21 protein-coding genes and 1 rRNA gene are annotated in these 19,823 nt (G+C 71.1%); 17 read left to right on the forward strand and 5 right to left on the reverse strand.

What is annotated here, in order from left to right; translation table 11 throughout:
• The 9 genes from rrf to ACTWP8_RS37210 all read left to right on the forward strand — a co-directional run.
• A 5S ribosomal RNA gene (rrf, locus tag ACTWP8_RS37170) occupies positions 1–107 on the forward strand; the annotation flags it as partial.
• Between the two features lie 67 nt (positions 108–174).
• Positions 175–819, forward strand: coding sequence for an HAD family hydrolase (locus ACTWP8_RS37175; protein WP_443326477.1), 645 nt, complete (start codon positions 175–177; stop codon positions 817–819).
• A 68-nt stretch (positions 820–887) separates the two neighbouring features.
• On the forward strand, positions 888–2,144 hold the full coding sequence (locus ACTWP8_RS37180) for an MFS transporter (protein ID WP_443326478.1): 1,257 nt from the start codon (positions 888–890) through the stop codon (positions 2,142–2,144).
• Positions 2,113–3,285 carry an acetoin utilization protein AcuC gene (locus tag ACTWP8_RS37185; RefSeq protein WP_443326479.1) on the forward strand — a complete coding sequence of 391 codons (1,173 nt, stop codon included), beginning with the start codon at positions 2,113–2,115 and terminating at the stop codon, positions 3,283–3,285. Before ACTWP8_RS37180 ends, ACTWP8_RS37185 begins: the two co-directional genes overlap by 32 nt.
• 663 nt (positions 3,286–3,948) lie before the next feature.
• Positions 3,949–4,761 (forward strand): phosphatase, encoded by an 813-nt coding sequence (locus ACTWP8_RS37190; protein WP_443326480.1) that lies wholly within the window; start codon positions 3,949–3,951, stop codon positions 4,759–4,761.
• Between the two features lie 130 nt (positions 4,762–4,891).
• Entirely contained in the window at positions 4,892–5,101 is a 210-nt protein-coding gene (locus ACTWP8_RS37195; RefSeq protein WP_443319028.1) for a helix-turn-helix domain-containing protein, read from the forward strand.
• Between the two features lie 111 nt (positions 5,102–5,212).
• Positions 5,213–5,311 (forward strand): 30S ribosomal protein bS22, encoded by a 99-nt coding sequence (locus tag ACTWP8_RS37200; protein WP_003948845.1) that lies wholly within the window; start codon positions 5,213–5,215, stop codon positions 5,309–5,311.
• A 235-nt stretch (positions 5,312–5,546) separates the two neighbouring features.
• Positions 5,547–6,599: an NAD-dependent epimerase/dehydratase family protein gene (locus ACTWP8_RS37205; RefSeq protein ID WP_443326481.1), complete on the forward strand. Its 1,053-nt coding sequence runs from the start codon at positions 5,547–5,549 to the stop codon at positions 6,597–6,599.
• Between the two features lies 1 nt (position 6,600).
• Positions 6,601–7,650, forward strand: coding sequence for a lysophospholipid acyltransferase family protein (locus ACTWP8_RS37210; RefSeq protein WP_443326482.1), 1,050 nt, complete (start codon positions 6,601–6,603; stop codon positions 7,648–7,650).
• A 130-nt stretch (positions 7,651–7,780) separates the two neighbouring features.
• Here the strand turns inward: ACTWP8_RS37210 and ACTWP8_RS37215 are convergent, their stop codons facing one another.
• From ACTWP8_RS37215 to ACTWP8_RS37230, 4 genes are all read right to left on the reverse strand, one after another.
• On the reverse strand, positions 7,781–8,974 hold the full coding sequence (locus ACTWP8_RS37215) for a DUF5667 domain-containing protein (RefSeq protein ID WP_443326483.1): 1,194 nt from the start codon (positions 8,972–8,974) through the stop codon (positions 7,781–7,783).
• A gap of 264 nt (positions 8,975–9,238) precedes the next feature.
• Positions 9,239–10,024: an ECF subfamily RNA polymerase sigma factor, BldN family gene (locus ACTWP8_RS37220; RefSeq protein WP_443319024.1), complete on the reverse strand. Its 786-nt coding sequence runs from the start codon at positions 10,022–10,024 to the stop codon at positions 9,239–9,241.
• A 746-nt stretch (positions 10,025–10,770) separates the two neighbouring features.
• Positions 10,771–11,718, reverse strand: coding sequence for an HAD family hydrolase (locus ACTWP8_RS37225; RefSeq protein WP_443326484.1), 948 nt, complete (start codon positions 11,716–11,718; stop codon positions 10,771–10,773).
• 205 nt (positions 11,719–11,923) lie between these two features.
• Positions 11,924–12,205: a glutaredoxin family protein gene (locus ACTWP8_RS37230; protein WP_443326485.1), complete on the reverse strand. Its 282-nt coding sequence runs from the start codon at positions 12,203–12,205 to the stop codon at positions 11,924–11,926.
• A 281-nt stretch (positions 12,206–12,486) separates the two neighbouring features.
• On the opposite strand from ACTWP8_RS37230, the gene ACTWP8_RS37235 reads away from it, so the two are divergent.
• From ACTWP8_RS37235 to hemB, 5 genes are read left to right on the forward strand one after another with little or no spacing between them, the layout of a single operon-like run.
• Entirely contained in the window at positions 12,487–13,293 is an 807-nt protein-coding gene (locus tag ACTWP8_RS37235) for a redox-sensing transcriptional repressor Rex (protein ID WP_443326486.1), read from the forward strand.
• Positions 13,290–14,681 (forward strand): glutamyl-tRNA reductase, encoded by a 1,392-nt coding sequence (locus ACTWP8_RS37240; RefSeq protein WP_443326487.1) that lies wholly within the window; start codon positions 13,290–13,292, stop codon positions 14,679–14,681. The genes ACTWP8_RS37235 and ACTWP8_RS37240 overlap by 4 nt, the downstream gene beginning before the upstream one ends.
• The gene (hemC, locus tag ACTWP8_RS37245) at positions 14,678–15,640 is read left to right on the forward strand and encodes a hydroxymethylbilane synthase (RefSeq protein WP_443319019.1); all 963 of its coding nucleotides are present in this window, start codon (positions 14,678–14,680) and stop codon (positions 15,638–15,640) included. Before ACTWP8_RS37240 ends, hemC begins: the two co-directional genes overlap by 4 nt.
• Positions 15,637–17,295, forward strand: a complete 1,659-nt coding sequence (locus ACTWP8_RS37250; protein ID WP_443326488.1) for a uroporphyrinogen-III synthase — start codon at positions 15,637–15,639, stop codon at positions 17,293–17,295. Before hemC ends, ACTWP8_RS37250 begins: the two co-directional genes overlap by 4 nt.
• Positions 17,292–18,287 (forward strand): porphobilinogen synthase, encoded by a 996-nt coding sequence (hemB, locus tag ACTWP8_RS37255; RefSeq protein ID WP_443326489.1) that lies wholly within the window; start codon positions 17,292–17,294, stop codon positions 18,285–18,287. Before ACTWP8_RS37250 ends, hemB begins: the two co-directional genes overlap by 4 nt.
• 21 nt (positions 18,288–18,308) lie before the next feature.
• On the opposite strand, the gene ACTWP8_RS37260 is transcribed toward hemB, so the two are convergent.
• Positions 18,309–18,797 carry a cupin domain-containing protein gene (locus tag ACTWP8_RS37260; RefSeq protein WP_443326490.1) on the reverse strand — a complete coding sequence of 163 codons (489 nt, stop codon included), beginning with the start codon at positions 18,795–18,797 and terminating at the stop codon, positions 18,309–18,311.
• Between the two features lie 103 nt (positions 18,798–18,900).
• Between ACTWP8_RS37260 and ACTWP8_RS37265 the strand changes: the two genes are divergently transcribed.
• The 3 genes from ACTWP8_RS37265 to ACTWP8_RS37275 all read left to right on the forward strand — a co-directional run bounded on the left by ACTWP8_RS37265 (position 18,901) and on the right by ACTWP8_RS37275 (position 19,778).
• Positions 18,901–19,071 carry a hypothetical protein gene (locus tag ACTWP8_RS37265; RefSeq protein ID WP_443326491.1) on the forward strand — a complete coding sequence of 57 codons (171 nt, stop codon included), beginning with the start codon at positions 18,901–18,903 and terminating at the stop codon, positions 19,069–19,071.
• A gap of 183 nt (positions 19,072–19,254) precedes the next feature.
• Positions 19,255–19,524, forward strand: coding sequence for a type II toxin-antitoxin system Phd/YefM family antitoxin (locus ACTWP8_RS37270; protein ID WP_443326492.1), 270 nt, complete (start codon positions 19,255–19,257; stop codon positions 19,522–19,524).
• Positions 19,521–19,778: a Txe/YoeB family addiction module toxin gene (locus ACTWP8_RS37275; RefSeq protein ID WP_443326493.1), complete on the forward strand. Its 258-nt coding sequence runs from the start codon at positions 19,521–19,523 to the stop codon at positions 19,776–19,778. Before ACTWP8_RS37270 ends, ACTWP8_RS37275 begins: the two co-directional genes overlap by 4 nt.
• Positions 19,779–19,823 lie beyond the last annotated feature (45 nt).

Genomic DNA, 19,823 nt, shown 5'->3' on the forward strand with positions numbered 1-19,823 from the left:
ATTGCGTTAGGGAAACGCCCGGTTACATTCCGAACCCGGAAGCTAAGCCTTTCAGCGCCGATGGTACTGCAGGGGGGACCCTGTGGGAGAGTAGGACGCCGCCGAACAAACATTGAGCCTCAACCCCTGGATATGGTCCGGGGGTTGAGGCATTTTTGCGTTTAGGCTGCACTCATGCGCTACGACCTGGTGATCTTCGACAACGACGGTGTCCTCGTGGACAGCGAGCCGATATCCAACAGTATTCTCGCCGGGTATCTCACCGAGTTGGGTCACCCCACGACCTACGAGGACTCGCTCCGCGACTACATGGGCGCGGCCATGCACCGTGTCCACGATCTGGTGATGGAGCGCTCCGGGCAGCGGCTGCCCGAGGACTTCGATGCCACCTTCCACGCCAGGATCTTCGATACCTTCCGGCGCGAACTCCGGTCCGTCATCGGGGTTGCCGAGGTGCTGGAGAAACTCGCCGCCGACAACGTGCCGTACTGCGTGGCCTCGTCCGGCAGTCACGAGCGGATCCGGGTCGCCCTGCACAAGACGGGCCTCTACGAGCGTTTCCGCGAGGACCGCATTTTCAGCTCGCAGGACGTCGGCCGGGGAAAACCCGCGCCGGATCTGTTTCTTCACGCGGCCGAGGCCATGAGCGTACCGGCCCACCGCTGCGTGGTGGTGGAGGACAGCCCGCTCGGGGTGCAGGCCGCCCGCGCCGCCGGGATGGACGTCTACGGCTTCACGGCCATGACCGCGCCTGCCAAGCTCGCCACCGCCACCGCGCTCTTCTCGGACATGCGGGAACTCCCGCAGCTCCTCACGTGATTGCGCACCCGATTCCGCGCGTGATCAGCACTACCCAGCGGTAGCCCCGGGCCGTACGCTCCTCGGCCATGGACGCAAAGCTCCGGCACGGCCGGGCGTCGCTGGCGGTCGGATTCTTCGTGCAGGGCGTCTTCTTCGCACTGCTCGTAACCCGGATCCCGGCGATCCAGGACCGCTACCGCGTCAGCGACGCGTTCCTGCCGGTCTTCCTCGCCGCCGTGCCCGTGCTCGCCGGTGCCGGGAGCGTCGCCACCGAGCAGCTGGTCAAGCGGGTACGGCCCGGGGCGGTCCTCCGCTGGGTCCAGCCGGTGGTCTGCCTCGCCCTGCTCGGCGTTGGGGTGGGCCGTGAGCTGTGGCAACTGGCCGCCGCGCTCGCCGTGTTCGGGCTGACCGTCGGTGCGCTGGACGCGTCCATGAACATGCTCGGCGTCAGCCTGCAGCGGGCGTACGGGCGCAGCATCATGCTCGGCTTCCATGCCGCGTACAGCCTCGGTGGGATCATCGGGGCCTCGCTGGCGTGGGGCGGCGCGCACTGGAAGCTCTCGCTGGCCGTGCTGTACGGGCCTGTGGTGGCGGTCCTCGTACCGGCCGTCCTCGTGGCGAGCCGTTGGTACGTCGACCAGGCCGCCCCAGTCGCCCCAGTTGCCCAATCCGCCCTGACAGTTCCAGTCGCCCAATCCGCCCAGCCCGCCCCGGACCACCATCCCGGTCAGCGCCGCCCGCCCACGCTGTCCATGAAGCTGCTGACGCCCCTCTGCCTGGTAATGGCCTGCGCGTACATCGGCGACTCGACCGTGGCGAACTGGAGCGCCAAGTACCTCCAGGACGTGCTCGGCAGCTCCGAGCAGCTCGCCACCGTCCCGTACAACGTCTACATGGTGACGACCCTTCTCGGGCGGGCCGTCGGGGATCTGGGCGTGCGGCGGTTCGGGGCGGTCGCGGTCGTGCGGGCCGGGACCGTGACTGCGGCGGCCGGCTTCGCGGTCGTCGCCGCGGCCCCCGGCGCGTGGGTGGGGATGCTCGGATTCACCCTGCTCGGCTTCGGCCTCTGCGTGATCGTTCCGCAGACCTTCGCCGCCGCCGGACGCCTCTTCCCAGGAGCGTCCGACGCCGCCGTCGCGCGGCTCAACATCTTCAACTACGTCGGCTTTCTCGTCGGCTCGCCCCTGGTCGGCGCCCTCGGGGACCTGTGGGGTTACCGCGGCGCGATGCTCGTACCGATGGCGCTGGTGCTGGTGACACTCCTGTACGCCCGATCGTTCGGAGCTGAACCAACCCGATACGGTGGCGGATATGAGCGGCCGCACACAGCTGATGTGGGATGAGGCAGTAACGGGCTATGACTTCGGGCCCGGACATCCGATGGATCCGGTGCGCCTGGCGCTGACGATGCGCCTGGCCGAGGCGTTCGGGCTGGATCGCGCGGTGGAGGTGGTGGCCGCCAAGTCGGCCGGGGACTCCACGCTGCGGCTCGTACACCGCTCGGACTACATCGACGCCGTACGGCGGGTGTCCGCCGCCCCGAAGACCGCCGACGGCTCGTACGGGCTCGGCACGGAGGACGACCCGGCCTTCGCCGGGATGCACGAGGCATCTGCCTTGATCGCCGGACAGTCGGTGGGCGCGGCGGAGGCGGTGTGGCGCGGGGAGGCGCAGCACGCCGTGAACTTCGCGGGCGGGCTGCATCACGCCATGCCGGGCAGCGCCTCGGGCTTCTGTATCTACAACGACGCGTCGCTGGCCGTGGCCCGGCTGCTGGAGCTGGGTGCGGAGCGGGTCGCGTACGTGGACGTGGACGTGCACCACGGGGACGGGGTGCAGACGGCCTTCTGGGACGACCCGCGCGTGGTGACGATCTCGATGCACGAGCATCCGCGGACGCTGTTCCCGCAGACGGGGTGGGCAGAGGAGACCGGCGGGCCGGGCGCGGAGGGGAGCGCGGTGAATCTGCCGCTGCCGGCCGGGACGGGGGACGAAGGTTGGCTGCGGGCCTTTCACGCGGTGGTGCCCGAGCTGTTGGCCGCCTTCAGACCGCAGGTCCTGGTCACGCAGCACGGCGCGGATACGCACTTCGAGGACCCGCTCGCGCACCTGGCGGTGAGCCTGGACGCGCAGCGGGCGGTGGCGGAGTCGTGCCACCGGCTGGCCCACGAGCATGCCGAGGGGCGCTGGGTGGCGCTGGGCGGGGGCGGCTACGCGATCGTGGACGTCGTGCCGCGGTCGTGGACGCATCTGGTGGGGATCGCTGCGGGGCGGCCGATCCCGCCGGAGTCCCTCGTGCCGGAGGAGTGGCTGCACCACGTGTACGCGCGGACGCGGCAGACGGGGCCGGGGCGGATGACGGACGGGCGCCCGGCGACGTGGCGAGACTGGGACGAGACGGGGTACGACCCGGCCGACCGCCTGGACCAGGCGATCCGCGCAACCCGCATGGCAGCCTTCCCGGCCCACGGCCTCATGCCATAACGCCTCCGGCGAGAGCTGGCCACGAACTCGCGAGCCCTGCGGCGCCGCCCACCGCGCGGCGGCGCGGCCCGCACCGCGAGCGTCTACGCCACCGCGGCGCGGCGTCGGGGTCCCGCCAGCGCTGCTGCGCAAGAGCCCGCCCCCGTGCGGGCGGCCAGGCACGCGCGTGGCGTCTACGCCCCGCGGCGCGGGGCGGGGCTGCCCGCGTTGCGGCAAGAGCCTGCCCCCGCGCGGCGGCTACGCACCGGCGCTGCGGCGAACCCGCACCACCGCGGTCCGCACCCGTGCGGCGGCGTGGGGCTCGCTTTCGCACGGCGTCTACGCATCCGCGGACGGCGCCGGGGGCCGCCCGCGCTGTGGCAAGAGCCCTACCTGCGTTGCGGCTACGCACCCGCGCTGCGGCGAGAGCCCGCACCGCCGCAGTGAAAGGGCCCTCCTCGCGCGGTGGCCGCGCACCCCCCGCGGCGTCTACGCACCCGCGACATGGCGGCCCGCCCGGGGCGGCGGCGAGTGGGCCGCACCCAGTGGCGGCCACGTACCCCCCCCGACGCCCACCCGCCCAGTCGCCATTCGCCGCCCCGAGGTTGCGGGGGATTACGCCAACCGTGGGGCGTATTCCCGATCGCCGGTCGGGAGGTGGAGACATGGGTCAGCATCGGGAGCGTGTTGAGTGCTGGAGTGTTACGTGCGCATCTGGTGGCGGCCCGGCTGGCGGGGACTGTGACCACCTCCCGGGAGGAGAGCCTGCGCAGCTATCGGCTCTTCGCCGCCCGGGATCCGCGCGTGCTGCTCGGCCTCGACCCCGAGCGGTTGTGGGGAGAGCCGGAGCTGCTGCGGCTGATGGCCGACCGGTGCGGTGTCTCCGACGATCCGCGTCACGTATCGGGCCCGGATGTGATCGATCCCGACCGTACGCTGGCCGCGCTCGATGCCTTCGCCGACCGGCTCGCCGCCGCCGCGGCCGCCCGCGCGCCCGTGTTGCTCGGCACCGGCCACCCCCACCGGCTCCTGGGCTTCTACGCTTCTTTGGCCGCTGCCCTGTCGGCGGCAGGATGTGATGTCCTCACACCAGCGCATGGTCGACGTGTCGACATAACGACCCGGTTCGGCGTACGCACGTACAACCTCGACTACGTACGGGGAGTCGCGTTGGTGCGGGAACCGGGCGCGCGGGGCTCGGGCAGTGACTCCGGCGCACACACCCACTCACCGCTCCCGGTCAGGGCCGCGCTCGCCGCCGCGGCCGACGCGTGCGACACCCTGCCCGCACTCGTCGTCGGGGACCACGGATGGGTCTGCGGGGCAGGTCAGCTGGGGATCGAGGCCATCGGGCTCGCCGACACGGACGATCCCGCGCTCTTCGTCGGCGAGGCCGAGGGGCGGGTGTCGGTCGCCGTTCCGGTCGATGACGCTGTGCGGTCCGCTTACTACCAGCCGCTTACGCGCTATGTACTCAATCGGGCGTGTCTGTCATAGTAGGCGGCCGATGGCTACTCCTCTTCCCCACTTGCATCACACGCCCCTACTCTGGGGAGGAGCGCACAGCGACGAGGAGTCACCGGAGGGGAAGCCGGTGCCCGTCATGTGCGGAAGGTTCAGGTGTGTCATGGCTGCAGACGAGAGGCCTCTGAACGAGGTTCAGTTCCTGACTGTGGCGGAAGTAGCCACGGTGATGCGCGTGTCCAAGATGACCGTGTACCGCTTGGTGCACAGCGGTCATCTGCCTGCGATCAGGGTGGGGAGGTCCTTCCGGGTTCCGGAGCAGGCGGTGCACGACTATCTCCGCGAGTCCTACGTGGGGGTGGAGACCGCCTGACGACGCCCCTCGGATTACGTTCCTTCCTTGGTGCCGGGTAGGCTGGCCCGCCGTAGGTAGTGTGGGCTCGGACGCCCCGCACCGAGTGATTCGAAGTGAGCGAGGGTAGTCGTGGGCTCTGTTATCAAGAAGCGGCGTAAGCGGATGGCGAAGAAAAAGCACCGCAAGCTGCTCAAGCGCACCCGTGTCCAGCGTCGCAACAAGAAGTAAGAGAAGTAAGCGACAGCTGAGCGTGATCCGCCCTCCCACCCTCCGCGGTGGGAGGGCGGCGTCGTTATCCGGCGGTCATTCCGGTGTTCTGCCGCCGGCGCCGGTGTCCGGCGACCGGCTGGAAAAGTAGCTGTATGCATCCTGTGGTCACCACAGTGCAACATCCACCCGATACGGTGACCGCACGGGAATAAACCCGGGAGCCGTCCGAGGCGTGGGAAGGAAGGCGCTGATCTTGGGCAAAGTCGTGCTCGTCACCGGTGTCGCGCGGCAGCTCGGGGGCCGTTTCGTACGGCGTATCCAGCGCGAGCCGGAGGTCGACCGGGTCATCGGCGTGGACGCCGTACGGCCCGAGCACCACCTCGGCGGGGCCGTGTTCGTGCAGGCCGACATCCGGCAGCCGACCATCGCCAAGGTCCTCGCGGAGCACGCGGTGGACACAGTGGTTCACATGGATGTCACCGGCACCCCCCTGGGCACCCGCGGCAGCCGCAGCACCATCAAGGAGACCAACGTCATCGGCACCATGCAGCTGCTCGGTGCGTGCCAGAAGGCGCCCTCCGTCACGCGGCTCGTGGTCAAGTCCAGCACCAGCGTGTACGGCTCCGCGCCCCGCGATCCGGCCGTCTTCACCGAGACGACCCCGCCCAAGTCGCTGCCCAGCGGCGGCTTCGCGAAGGACGCCGTCGAGGTCGAGGGATACGTCAGGGGCTTCGCGCGCCGCCGCCCCGACGTGGCCGTCTGCGTGCTGCGCTTCGCCAACATCCTCGGGCCCTGCGCCGACTCCCCGCTCGTCGACTACTTCTCGCTCCCCGTCCTGCCGACCGTCTTCGGCTACGACCCGCGGCTGCAGTTCGTGCACGAGGACGACGTGATGGAAGTGCTGCGGATCGCCTCCTTCGAGGCCCGCCGTGGCACCCTCAACAGCGGCACCTTCAACATTGCGGGCGACGGCGTGCTGTTGCTCTCGCAGACCGCCAGGCGGCTCGGCCGCCCCACCGTGCCGGTGCTGCTGCCCGCGGTCACCTGGCTCGGCTCGGCGCTGCGCTCGGTCGGCATGACCGACTTCTCGCCCGAGCAGATCCGCCTGCTCACGCACGGCCGCGTCGTGCAGACCACGCAGATGCGCGAGACCCTTGGCTTCGAGCCCCGATACACGACGGCGGAGGCCTTCGCCGACTTCGCGTGCAGCCGTGGACCCGGACTGCTCCCGCCCGAGACTCTCGCCCGTACCGTCGACCGGCTCGCGGACCTCGTGCCCGCGGCCTCCAGTGAGGAGCGCACCTGACATGGCCGATGCCAAGGTCATCCCGTTCGGTGATGGGGAGCGGCGCGCCAGTGGCGGGAAAGCGGCCAAGCCCAAGTCGAAGGTGAACGGGCGCAGGGCGGGACAGCTGGCCCCGGTACCCGAGCAGGGGCCCACGCCGGAGGCGGAGGAGCCGGGGGTGCCAGGGGCGCCCGGAGAGCCACAGGAAGCCGCCAGAGCCCCGCGTACGGACGGTGGCTTGGAGCGGCGGCTGGCCCACGGGCTGTCGTTCCTGCGGCGCCGGGTGACGGGGGAGTACGAGGTCGACGACTTCGGCTACGACCAGGAGCTCACCGACCAGGTCCTGATGTCCCTGCTGCGCCCGGTCTACGACAAGTACTTCCGGGTGGATGTGAAGGGCGTCGAGAACATCCCGGACAGCGGTGGCGCGCTGATCGTTGCCAACCACTCCGGCACGCTGCCCCTGGACGGGCTGATGCTCCAGGTCGCGGTGCACGACCACCACCCGGCCGGCCGTCATCTGCGGCTGCTGGCCGCCGACCTCGTCTTCATGCTGCCGGTCGTCAACGAGCTGGCGCGCAAGGCCGGTCACACGCTGGCGTGTGCGGACGATGCAGAGCGGCTGCTGGAGCGCGGTGAGGTGGTCGGGGTGATGCCGGAGGGCTTCAAGGGCATCGGGAAGCCCTTCTCGGAGCGGTACAAGCTGCAGCGCTTCGGCCGGGGCGGGTTCGTCTCGACGGCGCTGCAGGCCGGGGCGCCGATCGTGCCCTGCTCGATCGTCGGGGCGGAGGAGATCTACCCGATGATCGGGAACGCGAGGACCCTCGCCCGGCTGCTCGGCTTCCCGTACTTCCCGATCACGCCGACCTTTCCCTGGCTGGGGCCGCTCGGGGCGGTTCCGCTGCCGACGAAGTGGACGATCCAGTTCGGTGAGCCGATCTCCACCGACGGCTATCCGCCGGAGGCGGCCGAGGACCCGATGCTCATGTTCAACCTCACGGACCAGGTGCGAGAAACGATTCAGCACACGCTCTACAAGCTGCTGGTGCAGCGGCGGTCCGTGTTCTTCTGAGCGATCCGCGCTCTCCGTGGCCGGACGCGCGAGCCCGGGCTCATGGGCCCGGACGCAGCAACGGCGCTTGGTCTTCCGATCGGAAGACCAAGCGCCGTTGCCGTGGGAAGCAAGGCCGCCCGGGACGGGCCTACTTGGGGTCGTCTCCGTCGATGCCCAGGCCCGGGAGCAGGCCGGGCAGCAGTGGCGGAATCGTGATGTCCGGCTTCGCCGGGCTGCCGGCGCTGCTGCTGTTCCCGCCCGGGAGCGACGGACTCTGGTCCTGCGGCGGTTCGAGGATCTCGCCGGCCCCGCCGATCAACCGCTCCTCCAGCGCCTGCGATTCGCTCGGCCGCGGCGTGCTCTGCCCGCCGTCCCGCCGCTCCGGCAGGGTGCTCGAGGCCGGCGCGGACCGCCGGGACGTGCCCTTGGAGTCGCCCGGGCTCGAGGAGCCGCCGGCGCGGGAGGGGTCCCTGCTGCCCGGCGCGATGGGCAGCAGCGACTTCAGCGGACCGACCTCCTGGTCTATGGCGTCGAAGACCGACGTCACCTCGTCACTCACATCGGTGAGTTGGACCGGGAGCCGGTCGCGCAGCTCGCTCCAGCCCCGGCGGTTGGACGTCGAGAACGACTCGAGAGCCTGGATGGGGCCGAGCGAGCCGTCGCGCGCGTACGCCGCGGACAGCAGGCGGTGGCCCTCGGAGGCGTCGTGCCGCATCCCGAAGAGGGCTCTTCGGACCTCGCCGATCGACTCGCGGTCGAGGTCGCCGGAGCGGCTGCGCTCCATGAGCCTGCGCGCCTCGTGCATCCGCGTGGAGGCCTGGTCGAGGTAGATCTCGCCGCGGTCGGAGTCGTCGTCCGCCATGCCGAGCTTCAGGTCCTCCATGCCGCGCTTCAGCCCGTAGAGCGAGTCGCCGGGCAGCGCGTCGGAGCTGGCCGCCGCGACGCCGCTCAACGCCCCTGCCGCGACGCCGACCGTGAGCCCGCCGGCGGCGATGCCCTTGGACCAGCGGGACCGCGGCCGGAGCTTATGGAGCGGGCTCGCCCGGTGGGCGCCCCTCCGGCGCTGCTCGGGCACCCGCGGGCCGTCGGGCTCGGAGCCGTCGGCGAGCATCGCCTCCATGGCGGCGACCAGTTGGGCACGCTGGACGGTCTTGACGTCGGGGTCCAGCTCCGGCCTCTTGATCCCGGCGAGCTCGCTCGCCAAGGCCACCAGCCGTCCCTGCTCGTCCGCCGCCGCCGGAGCGCCGGTCTGCTCGGGCGTCCGGCCCTGGGGAGCCCGCTGCTCCTCCAGGGCCTGGGCGAAGGCGTTCGCCCGCCGGTGCGCCGATACGTTCGCGATCACGGGCGGCACCTCCTCTCGTCGTCACCTGCAACTCCCTGGCACGGATGGAAGGTTGCATACCTTGAACGCAACCACTCGATCGAGTGACGCGAACTGGACAGCATGCGACCACAGGGAGCCTGCCAACCCGGACAACGAGCGGTGATGCAGCCGGGTTACGCGGTCACGATGATCTGACCGCTGGGTCATCTGGAGGTCACCGTATGTGTTGTCGTCCGTGGAGGCGTTTTCTGTCCGTGGGGGATGTGCGGGAGGTCCGTCGGGTCAGCGGGCGTCTTCCGGCAGCAGCCGGGCCAGCGTGCGGACGGCCCGGTACTGGAGGGTCTTGATGGCGCCCTCGTTCTTGCCCATCACGCGGGCCGTCTCGGCGACCGACAGGCCCTGGAGGAAGCGCAGTGTCACGCACTCCTGCTGCTGCGGGTTGAGCTTGCGGACGGCCTCCAGCAGGGCCGCGTTGGACAGGGATTCGAGGACGGACTCCTCCGGGCTCCGCTCCACCTCGTTCGCATCGAGCATCTCGCCGGTCGTGACCTCGAGGCGGAAGCGGCTGGACTTGAAGTGGTCGGCGACGAGGTTGCGGGCGATCGTCACGAGCCAGGCGCCGAAGTCGCGGCCCTGCCAGGTGAAGGTGCCGATGCGGCGCAGGGCGCGCAGGAACGTCTCGCTCGTGAGGTCCTCGGCCGTGGCTTTGCCGCCGACCCGGTAATAGATGTACCGGTACACCGTGTCGGCGTACTGGTCATACAGACGGCCGAAGGCGTCGGTCTCACCCGCCTGGGCGCGCTCGACCAGGTCCATCATGCGGCGGCTGTCGCTGTCGGCGGCGGGGCGGCGGGCGGTGGTGGCGCCCGTGGCGCGGGTACGTCTGCCGACTGCGGCAGTGCTCTCGGCCAGGGCGTAGGCAGGGCCGGCAGCAGGACCGCCGGCAGGGACAGGCGCGGCGAAGGCGGGGACGGCGTACGCGGTGGGGACGATGCCGCGCATGTGGTCGGCGACCGTCGCGCGGAGCGTAGCCAGGCCCGAGGCGTCAACCCCGACGTGTGGGTACACGGGACTCCCAGAGGCAGAGCTTCCATCACGTGCAGTGCGGGACCGTTCACCCGTCGTAGGGACGTGTGGGTACCGGTATGCGTCTGAGGAGAATAACGCTTCGTACAGGCTGCGCTACGCCGAGTTGCTCAAATCGCCGGATCGGAACGCTCTGTTGCGGAATCATGACCGATCGAATATCGAACACGCGATAGATAATGATCGGAATTATGCTCGAGTCGCCCGAGTCGCGTTCATCTTGTGGCGGCGCGGCCGCATTGGGACTGGCGGGAGGCCAGAGGGGGTAAGAAGGCCGGATTGGCCGCGCGTCGCTACGCGCCGTCCGGGCCCTGTGGCGTACGCATCCCATGACGCGCACGGGGACACATCCGGTTCCCGCACGATTCCCGCAACGCGCGCGCGGCGCATGCGTCCCGCGCGCGTCGCGACCCCACGCGGCAGCAGCGCCTTCTCCCCTCACCCGCCCCTTCCCGAAGTGCGGCTCCGCCCCGGACGCCCCGGGCAGAGGTGCACCCCTGACGGAGGCGGAGCGGGATGGGGACTCCACCCCGGCCCCTGAAGGCCGCAAGGGGCGGCCCTTGGCGAAGGGCCGGGCGCCTTCGCCCGCGGTCGCCGTTGTCGCCGCTGTCGCCGTTGGGGGTAGCCCCGTCAGGGGCGCGTGCCCTTTTCGGCCGCCGGAAGGCTGCGCGGGAATTCCGGGACCAGGGCCCGGGGAGAGCCGGCCCTGACGTTGGGCAGGGCCGGGGCTAGCGGCGGCGGCGCTGGAGGGCTACTGCGGCGGCTGCGCCGCCCGCGAGGGCGCCGACGCCGGCGGCCGCCGGGAGGCCGACCTTGGCCGCCTTGCGGCCCGTCCGGTAGTCGCGCAGCCGCCAGCCGCGCTCGCGCGCGTGCTTGCGCAGCCGGCTGTCCGGGTTGATGGCGTACGGGTGCCCGACGATCGAGAGCATCGGGATGTCGTTGGCCGAGTCGCTGTACGCGGCGCAGCGCGACAGGTCCAGGCCCTCGGCCGCCGCCAGGGCCCGTACGGCCTCGGCCTTCGCGGGCCCGTGCAGCACCTCGCCGACCAGCCGCCCGGTGTAGATGCCGTTCACGGACTCGGCGACGGTGCCGAGGGCACCGGTCAGGCCGAGCCGCCGGGCGATGATCGTCGCGGTCTCCACCGGGGCGGCGGTGACCAGCCAGACCTTCTGGCCCGCGTCGAGGTGGGCCTGGGCCAGCGCGCGCGTGCCGGGCCAGATGCGCTCGGCCATGTACTCGTCGTAGATCTCCTCGCCCATCTCCATGAGCTCGGAGACGCGGTGACCCTTCACGATGGACAGCGCGCTGTTGCGGGCGTCCTCCATATGGGCCGGGTCCTCGACGCCGGCCATCCGGAACCACGCCTGCTGCCAGGCGAAGCGGGCGAGTTCGCGCTTCTGGAAGAACTTGCGCTTGTAGAGGCCGCGGCCGAAGTGGAAGAGCGCGGCGCCCTGCATGACCGTGTTGTCGAGGTCGAAGAATGCGGCCGCCAACTGGTCGCCGGTCACCGGGAATTCCGGTTCGGCAGGCGCCTTGCCGGCCTCGCCCTCGACCCCGGTCCGGAGGTCGATCTCCTGCGACGTCTTACGGGCTGCCTCGGCGGCGGCCTCGCCTGCCAGCACGCTGCGTGCGGTGGCGGAGCGCCTTCTGTGGTTGAGCCATCCCAGTACGGACATGACGTGAGCATAGCCAGGCCGTCCGGTCAAACCGGAGTCGGGAGGATTCGGGCGCGTGAACTTCACACGGCGCGCTTGTTACCGCGCGCGGGTCACAGCGCCCGGCCCGTCGCGCGCGTGGCGCTGCTCCGCCCGCCTGCCCGCCCCCCGGGCGCGCCGGAGGCCTCCGCAGGCCGCCGCCCGCCGGATCCCATCGCCGGGTCCCTCAGTCCGCGCCCAGGGCCTTCCTCAGTCGCTGCGGGTCCACCCGCCAGAAGTCGTGCTGCGCCCCGTCGACAAGGACGACCGGAATCTGCTCCCAGTACTTGCGGTGCAGCTCGGCGTCCTGGGTGATGTCCTTCTCCTCCCAGGCCGCGCCCAGCTCCTGGCAGACCGCGACGATCACCTTCCGCGCGTCGTCGCACAGGTGGCAGCCGGGCTTGCCGATCAGCGTGACGGTGCTGTCGGCGGGATTCCTGCGGGAGGTACGGGGCAGCAGTGGGCTCATGACTCCGGGCTCATGACTCGATTACCATCAGGGGCGCTTTTGGGGTTGTCCGGGGGCAAAGTCGTAAGGAGAGTGTGCGCGTGCCCCCGTCGGCGGCTCAACGGATCCGTCCCGCGAGTGGTTCCGCGATCATGTCATCGAACCGCGTGACCCCGGTCACTTTGGTCGGACAAAGCGGACACCATCTTTGTGCACGCGTTCACAAAGACATAGCCTGCTGTCGACGGGGCGGTCGTGGGACGTGTGACCGCCTGCAGCCCCGCTCTACCCGCAGGAGCACCGTGGCAACTGGCCGAACACACCGACCGGCGACCCGCAGCCGAGGGATTCCCGAGGCCACCGTCGCCCGGCTTCCGCTGTATCTGCGCGCACTGACCGCGCTCTCCGAGCGCTCGGTCCCCACGGTCTCCTCCGAGGAGCTCGCCGCAGCCGCCGGGGTGAACTCCGCCAAGCTGCGCAAGGACTTCTCCTACCTCGGCTCGTACGGGACGCGTGGCGTCGGCTACGACGTCGAGTACCTCGTGTACCAGATCTCCCGCGAGCTCGGCCTGACCCAGGACTGGCCGGTCGTGATCGTCGGAATCGGTAACCTCGGCGCCGCGCTCGCCAACTACGGGGGCTTCGCCTCCCGCGGCTTCCGGGTCGCCGCGCTGATCGACGCCGACCCAACGATGACCGGCAAGCCGGTCGCGGGCCTGCCCGTCCGGCACACCGACGACCTGGAATCGATCATCAACGACAACGGCGTGTCCATCGGGGTCATCGCGACCCCGGCGGGCGCCGCCCAGCAGGTCTGCGACCGGCTCGTCGCCGCCGGTGTGACCTCGATCCTCAACTTCGCGCCCACCGTGCTCTCCGTGCCCGACGGCGTGGACGTACGCAAGGTCGACCTGTCGATCGAACTCCAGATCCTCGCCTTCCACGAGCAGCGGAAGGCCGGGGAGGAGGGCGCCGCCGAGCTGCCCGAGCCGGCGGCCGGGGCGACGGCGGCCGGGGCCGCGGTCACGCCTCCGCCGTCCGTCCGGGCGAGCGCCGACGGCGGCAGAAAGGGACCCGACGGGGACGTGCCCGCCGTGATGCCAGCATGAGTCTTCTGGTCGTCGGACTGAGCCACCGCAGCGCCCCGGTGAGCGTGCTGGAGCGGGCCTCCCTCGCCGCCGAGTCGCAGGGCAAGCTGCTGCAGGACGCGCTCGCCGCGGAGCCCGCCGCCGAGGCCGCGGTGCTCGCCACCTGCAACCGCATCGAGCTGTACGCGGATGTGGACAAGTTCCACGCCGGTGTCGCCGAGCTGTCCACGCTGCTGTCCGTGCACAGCGGTGTCTGCCTCGAGGAGCTCACCCCGTACCTCTACGTCCACTACGAGGACCGGGCCGTCCACCACCTCTTCTCGGTGGCCTGCGGCCTGGACTCGATGGTCGTCGGTGAGGGCCAGATCCTCGGCCAGATCAAGGACGCGCTGGCGCTCGGGCAGGAGCTGCACACCGCGGGCCGGCTGCTCAACGACCTCTTCCAGCAGGCGCTGCGGGTCGGCAAGCGGGCGCACAGCGAGACCGGCATCGACCGCGCCGGGCAGTCGCTCGTCACGTTCGGCCTCGAGCAACTCGCCGACGGCGGCCCCGTCGAGGAGTGGGCCGCGGGCAAGCGCGCCCTCGTCATCGGCGCGGGTTCCATGTCGTCGCTCGCCGCAACGACGCTCGCGCGCGCCGGTGTGGCCGAACTGGTGATCGCCAACAGGACGGTGGACCGCGCAGAGCGGCTCGCCACGGCCCTCGCCACCGGCCAGCTCGCCGCCGGGTCCGGCCCGGTCCTGCGCGGGCGCGCCGTGCCGATGGAGTCCGTCGACGACGAGCTCGCCGGCGCGGACCTGGTCGTCTCCTGTACGGGCGCCACGGGGCTCGTCCTGACGGCCGGTGCCCTGCTGACGGCACTCACGGACGGCCCCGAGCGTGCGGACCGCCCGGAGCGCAGGCTCGACGTGCTCGACCTCGCGATGCCGCGTGACGTCGACGCGGCGGCCCACCGCATCGACCGCGTCCGCCTCGTCGACATCGAGACCCTCGCCGAGGCCTCCGCCGACGCGCCCATGGCGGCCGACGTCGACCGCGTCCGCGCCATCGTGTCGGAGGAGGTCGGGGCCTTCGGCGCCGCTCAGCGTGCCGCCCACATCACCCCCACCGTGGTCGCCCTGCGCACCATGGCCGCCGATGTCGTCGCCAGTGAGATCGCCCGGCTCGACGGCCGCCTCCCCGACCTGGACGACAAGCAGCGCGCCGAGATCGCCCAGACCGTGCGCCGCGTCGTCGACAAGCTCCTGCACGCGCCCACGGTGCGGGTCAAGGAGCTCGCGGGCGAGCCCGGCGGCGCCGGGTACGCCGACGCGCTGCGGGAACTCTTCGACCTCGACCCGCAGGCGGTCGCCGCCGTCAGCCGGGCCGACAGCTCCACCACGAACGACCCGAATCGAGGGCGCTCATGAGCACCACAGAGCCACTTCGTCTCGGCACCCGGCGCAGCAGGCTCGCCCTCGCCCAGTCCGGACGCATCGCCGACGCCGTGCGCGAACTGACTGGCCGCCCCGTCGAGCTGGTCGAGATCAGCACGTACGGCGACACCTCCCGCGAGGCCCTCGCGAAGATCGGCGGCAGCGGTGTCTTCGTCACCGCGCTGCGCGACGCACTGCTCCGCGGCGAGGTCGACTTCGCCGTGCACTCCCTCAAGGACCTGCCGACCACCCAGCCCGAGGAGCTGATCCTCGCGGCGGTGCCGGAGCGCGAGGATCCGCGCGACGCCCTCGTCGCCCGCGACGGCCTCACCTTCGAGCAGCTCCCCGCCGGATCGCGTATCGGCACCGGCGCGCCGCGCCGCATGGCGCAGCTCAACGCCTGGGCCCGCAGCCTCGGCCGCGACATCGAGACCGTGCCGATCCGCGGCAATGTCGACACCCGCATCGGATACGTGCGCTCCGGCGAGCTGGACGCCGTGGTCCTGGCCGCCGCGGGCCTGACCCGTATCGGCCGCATCGACGAGGCGACCCAGAAGCTGCCCGTCGACACCGTGCTGCCTGCCCCCGGCCAGGGGGCCCTGGCGGTCGAATGCGCCGCGTCCAGCGCGGACCTCGCAGCCCGTCTCGCCGAGCTCGACGACCCGCACACCCGGGCCGCCGTGACCGCCGAGCGTTCCCTGCTCGCCGCCCTGGAGGCCGGCTGCAGCGCACCCGTGGGCGCGCTGGCCGACCTTCTGGCCGACGGGCAGGTTGTCACCGAAATGCGCCTGCGCGGCGCCGTCGGCACGACCGACGGCGCCACGCTGGTGCAGCTGTCCACCACCGGTCCCGTACCCGTGTCTCACGACGACGCCCTTGCTCTCGGCCGCGAACTGGCCGCCGAGATGCTCGCCAAGGGTGCGGCCGGTCTTATGGGGGAGCGAGCACTTTGAGCCCCACCGCCGCAAATCTTGCAAGAGCACCACACGCTGCTCTCGGTCACGTCACCTTCCTCGGTGCCGGACCCGGAGATCCGGGACTGCTGACGCTACGCGCCGTCGAGGCGCTGGCCCGCGCGGACGTCCTGGTCGCCGATCCTCAGGTGCTGGATGTGGTGAGCAAGCACGCGAGGGCAGGCGCGGACATCCCGCAGCCGGAGCATGACGAGCCGTCACCCTCCGCGGCACAGCCCGCCCTGCGAGACGCGGCCAATCTTGTCATGGCGGCCGCGCGGGGCGGCAAGCGGGTGGTGCGTGCGGTCGCGGGCGACCCCGGCATGGACGGCGACACCGGTCAGGAGATGCTGGCGTGCGCCGCCGAGGGCATCCCGTTCGAGGTGGTGCCCGGGGTGGCCACGGCCGTGGGCGTGCCCGCGTACGCCGGTGTGCCGCTGCGGTCCTCCGAGGGCGCCGACGTCCGCTTCATCGACGCCCGTACGGCCTCCGAACGCTGCTGGACCGAGACCGGGGCCAGCGACGCGACCGTCGTCGTCACCACCACCCTCGACTCGGTCGGTACGGCCGCGGGCGAGCTGGTCGCGGCCGGGCGCAAGCCGGACACGCCGCTGACCGTCACCGTCGCCGGTACGACCACCCGCCAGCGCACCTGGACCGCCACCCTCGGCACCATCGCGCAGACCCTCAAGGCCGCCAAGGTGCTGCCCTCGCCCGACGGTGGCCAGCCGGTCATAGCCGTGGTCGGCGAGCGCGGCGCCCCCGCCCGGCGCGACCAGCTCGCGTGGTTCGAGTCCAAGCCGCTCTTCGGCTGGAAGGTCCTCGTGCCGCGCACGAAGGAGCAGGCCGCCTCGCTCTCCGACCAGCTGCGCTCGTACGGTGCCGTCCCCCACGAGGTACCGACGATCGCCGTCGAACCGCCGCGCACCCCGCAGCAGATGGAGCGCGCCGTCAAGGGCCTGGTGACGGGCCGTTACGAGTGGATCGCCTTCACGTCGGTCAACGCGGTGAAGGCGGTCCGCGAGAAGTTCGAGGAGTACGGGCTCGACGCCCGCGCCTTCGCCGGGATCAAGGTCGCGGCGGTCGGCGAGCAGACCGCCAAGGCGCTGGTGGACTTCGGCGTGAAGCCGGATCTCGTACCGAGCGGGGAACAGTCCGCCGCCGGGCTGCTGGAGGACTGGCCGCCGTACGACCCGGTCTTCGACCCGATCGACCGCGTCTTCCTCCCGCGCGCCGACATCGCGACCGAGACGCTGGTCGCGGGCCTGATCGAGCTGGGCTGGGAGGTGGACGACGTGACCGCCTACCGGACCGTCCGCGCCTCGCCGCCGCCCGCCGAGACCCGCGAGGCGATCAAGGGCGGCGGCTTCGACGCCGTACTGTTCACCTCGTCGAGCACGGTGCGGAACCTGGTGGGCATCGCGGGCAAGCCGCACAACGTCACCATCATCGCCTGCATCGGCCCGGCGACGGCCAAGACGGCGGAGGAGCACGGCCTGCGGGTCGACGTCCTCTCGCCCGAGCCGTCGGTGCACAAGCTCGCCGAGGCCCTTGCGGAGTTCGGCGCGCAGCGCCGCACGGCAGCCGTCGAGGCAGGTGAACACGTCACCCGGCCGAGCGAGCGCCGACCGGGATCGCGCAGGAGGCGCACGTGAGCGTTTACGGAAACTTCCCCGGCGCGCGGCCGCGGCGGCTGCGGACCACCCCAGCCATGCGGCGGATGGTCGCCGAGACCCGGCTGCACCCGGCCGAGCTGATCCTCCCCGCCTTCGTGCGGGAGGGCATCAGCGAGCCGGTGCCGATCTCGTCCATGCCGGGCGTCGTCCAGCACACCCGCAACACGCTGCGGAAGGCCGCGGCCGAGGCGGTCGAGGCGGGCGTCGGCGGCATCATGCTCTTCGGCGTCCCGGAGGAGCAGAAGAAGGACGCGACCGGCTCGCCGGGGACGGACCCGCACGGAATCCTGCAGCTCGCCCTCCAGGACGTACGGGCCGAGGTCGGCGACGAGCTCGTCGTCATGTCCGACCTGTGCCTGGACGAGCACACCGACCACGGCCACTGCGGCGTGCTGGACGCCGAGGGCCGGGTGGACAACGACGCGACGCTGGAGCGGTACGCGGAGATGGCGCGGGTCCAGGCGGACGCGGGCGCCCATGTGGTCGGCCCCAGCGGCATGATGGACGGGCAGGTGCGGGTCATCCGCGAGGCGCTGGACGGCATCGGCCGCCAGGACGTCGGGGTCCTCGCCTATACGGTCAAGTATGCGTCGGCCTTCTACGGCCCCTTCCGCGAGGCGGTGGCCTCGTCCCTCAAGGGCGACCGCAAGACGTACCAGCAGGACCCGGCCAATGCGAGGGAAGCCCTGCGGGAACTGGCGCTTGATCTGGCCGAAGGCGCCGACATGGTGATGGTCAAGCCCGCGCTGCCGTATCTGGATGTGCTGCGGCGGATCGCGGACGAGGTGGACGTGCCGGTCGCCGCGTACCAGATCTCCGGCGAGTACGCGATGGTCGAGGCCGCGGCCGCGCACGGGTGGCTGGAGCGCGACCGCGCCATCATGGAGACGCTGACCTCCGTCCGCCGTGCGGGCGCGGGGCTGATTCTGACCTACTGGGCGACGGAGGTCGCGCAGAAGCTCGGCCGCTGAGCGGGCCGCCCGCGGGGTGGCTCAGCCCGGCTCGACGAGGTGGCTGTCGTGACGGATGTGGAACTTCCGCTGCTCCTCCTCGCTGAGGGCGCCGAGTTCCGGGAGGCCCTCGAAGTAGGCCTCGCGGTCCGCTCCGGGCGCGAACAGGACCAGCATGGACGCGAGATCCCCCGACTCGTTCCGGAAGCCGTGCACCCCGCCCACGGGGACGTGGAGGAAGTCCCCGGAGGTCGCGTCGATCCACTGTTTGCCGTCGAACAGCCGCATCGTTCCGGACAGGATGAAGAACGACTCCGAGACGGTGCGGTGGAAGTGGGGGCCGGCGCCGTAGGGGCCGGGGCCCAAGTCCAGGCGGTAGAACCCGAACTCCCCGCTCGTGGAGGTGCGGGTAGCCAGGTAGCGGAGTGAGTCGCCGTTGTCGGTAATGGCGTCGGACGGGCTGTCGGCGGGCCGGTACGTGGCGGTGATCTGGCCGTCCTCCCCCAGGTAGCGGGGCTCGGGGTAGGTCATGAGGACTCCTTCTCGGTGGTGGTCTTGTCCTGGTATATCCGCGCGTCCGTGCTACATCGAAAGATGTAGCGCGGTTTCATCACCGGCTACGAGGCTCGTCGCGATGCTCGCCGTGACGATGAAGGAAACGACGCGTCTGGGGGAATCTCATGACGGACGCCGCCGGGGCGGCTGTGCCTTCATCGGCTCCATCGCCTGCATCGCCTGCATCGCCTGCATCGGCTTCATCGGCTCCATCCGGAACGGCCACCAGTGCGGGCGGCGGTGCGGCTGAGCTCGCTGAACTTTCTTGGCGCGCCCGGCTATGTATCGACGACGCGCTCGCGGACTTGGTGCGGGAGCACGTCGTCGCTGGCAGGCGGTGGCTGGGCACAGTGCTCCTGCCGCTAGGGTGGGGCGCCGTATCAGGTGGCGGAGTGGTACGATTTCTTGTACCGCTCTGGAAAGGGTGCCGCCCATGTCCATCACCGCCAGCGAGGCACGCAAGAACCTCTTCAAGCTCATCGAGTCAGTCAACGACGACCGCACGCCCGTCGAGATCGTCTCCCGCAAGGGCACGGCTGTCCTCATCTCGCTCGAGGACTACGAAGCGCTGCAGGAGACCGCCTATCTCCTGCGCTCCCCGGCGAACGCCCGTCGCCTTCTCGAGTCGATCGCCGAGGCCGAGAGCGGGAGCGTCGAGCACCATGAGCTCGTGGACGATGAGGCCGGGGACCCCGCAGCGTGAAGCTCTCGTTCACGTCCCGGGGCTGGCAGGACTACACCTACTGGACTGAGACGGACAGGAAGATGACCCGGCGGATCAACCGGCTCATCAACGAGGCACTACGCGATCCGTTCAACGGCATCGGCAAGCCCGAGCCTCTGCGGCAGCAGCTCGCCGGTTATTGGTCCCGGCGGATCGATGACGAACACCGCCTCGTCTACAAGCCCAAGGGCGACGAGCTCATCGTCGTGCAGGCCCGCTACCACTACGAGTAGCAGCTGAACAGCAGCCGGTGGCGGCGCTCCGCTCGGAGCGCCGCC

The organism is Streptomyces sp. 7N604 (assembly GCF_052245475.1).
GTDB lineage: Bacteria > Actinomycetota > Actinomycetes > Streptomycetales > Streptomycetaceae > Streptomyces.

What these genes read in the sequence shown, in the direction of transcription:
- ACTWP8_RS37175 (WP_443326477.1), top strand. Translation starts at nt 175, where the DNA reads ATGCGCTACGACCTGGTGATCTTCGACAACGACGGTGTCCTCGTGGAC.
- ACTWP8_RS37180 (WP_443326478.1), top strand. Translation starts at nt 888, where the DNA reads ATGGACGCAAAGCTCCGGCACGGCCGGGCGTCGCTGGCGGTCGGATTC.
- ACTWP8_RS37185 (WP_443326479.1), top strand. Translation starts at nt 2,113, where the DNA reads ATGAGCGGCCGCACACAGCTGATGTGGGATGAGGCAGTAACGGGCTAT.
- ACTWP8_RS37195 (WP_443319028.1), top strand. Translation starts at nt 4,892, where the DNA reads ATGGCTGCAGACGAGAGGCCTCTGAACGAGGTTCAGTTCCTGACTGTG.
- ACTWP8_RS37210 (WP_443326482.1), top strand. Translation starts at nt 6,601, where the DNA reads ATGGCCGATGCCAAGGTCATCCCGTTCGGTGATGGGGAGCGGCGCGCC.
- ACTWP8_RS37225 (WP_443326484.1), bottom strand. Translation starts at nt 11,718, where the DNA reads ATGTCCGTACTGGGATGGCTCAACCACAGAAGGCGCTCCGCCACCGCA.
- ACTWP8_RS37230 (WP_443326485.1), bottom strand. Translation starts at nt 12,205, where the DNA reads ATGAGCCCACTGCTGCCCCGTACCTCCCGCAGGAATCCCGCCGACAGC.
- ACTWP8_RS37240 (WP_443326487.1), top strand. Translation starts at nt 13,290, where the DNA reads ATGAGTCTTCTGGTCGTCGGACTGAGCCACCGCAGCGCCCCGGTGAGC.
- hemC (WP_443319019.1), top strand. Translation starts at nt 14,678, where the DNA reads ATGAGCACCACAGAGCCACTTCGTCTCGGCACCCGGCGCAGCAGGCTC.
- ACTWP8_RS37260 (WP_443326490.1), bottom strand. Translation starts at nt 18,797, where the DNA reads ATGACCTACCCCGAGCCCCGCTACCTGGGGGAGGACGGCCAGATCACC.
- ACTWP8_RS37265 (WP_443326491.1), top strand. Translation starts at nt 18,901, where the DNA reads ATGCTCGCCGTGACGATGAAGGAAACGACGCGTCTGGGGGAATCTCAT.
- ACTWP8_RS37270 (WP_443326492.1), top strand. Translation starts at nt 19,255, where the DNA reads ATGTCCATCACCGCCAGCGAGGCACGCAAGAACCTCTTCAAGCTCATC.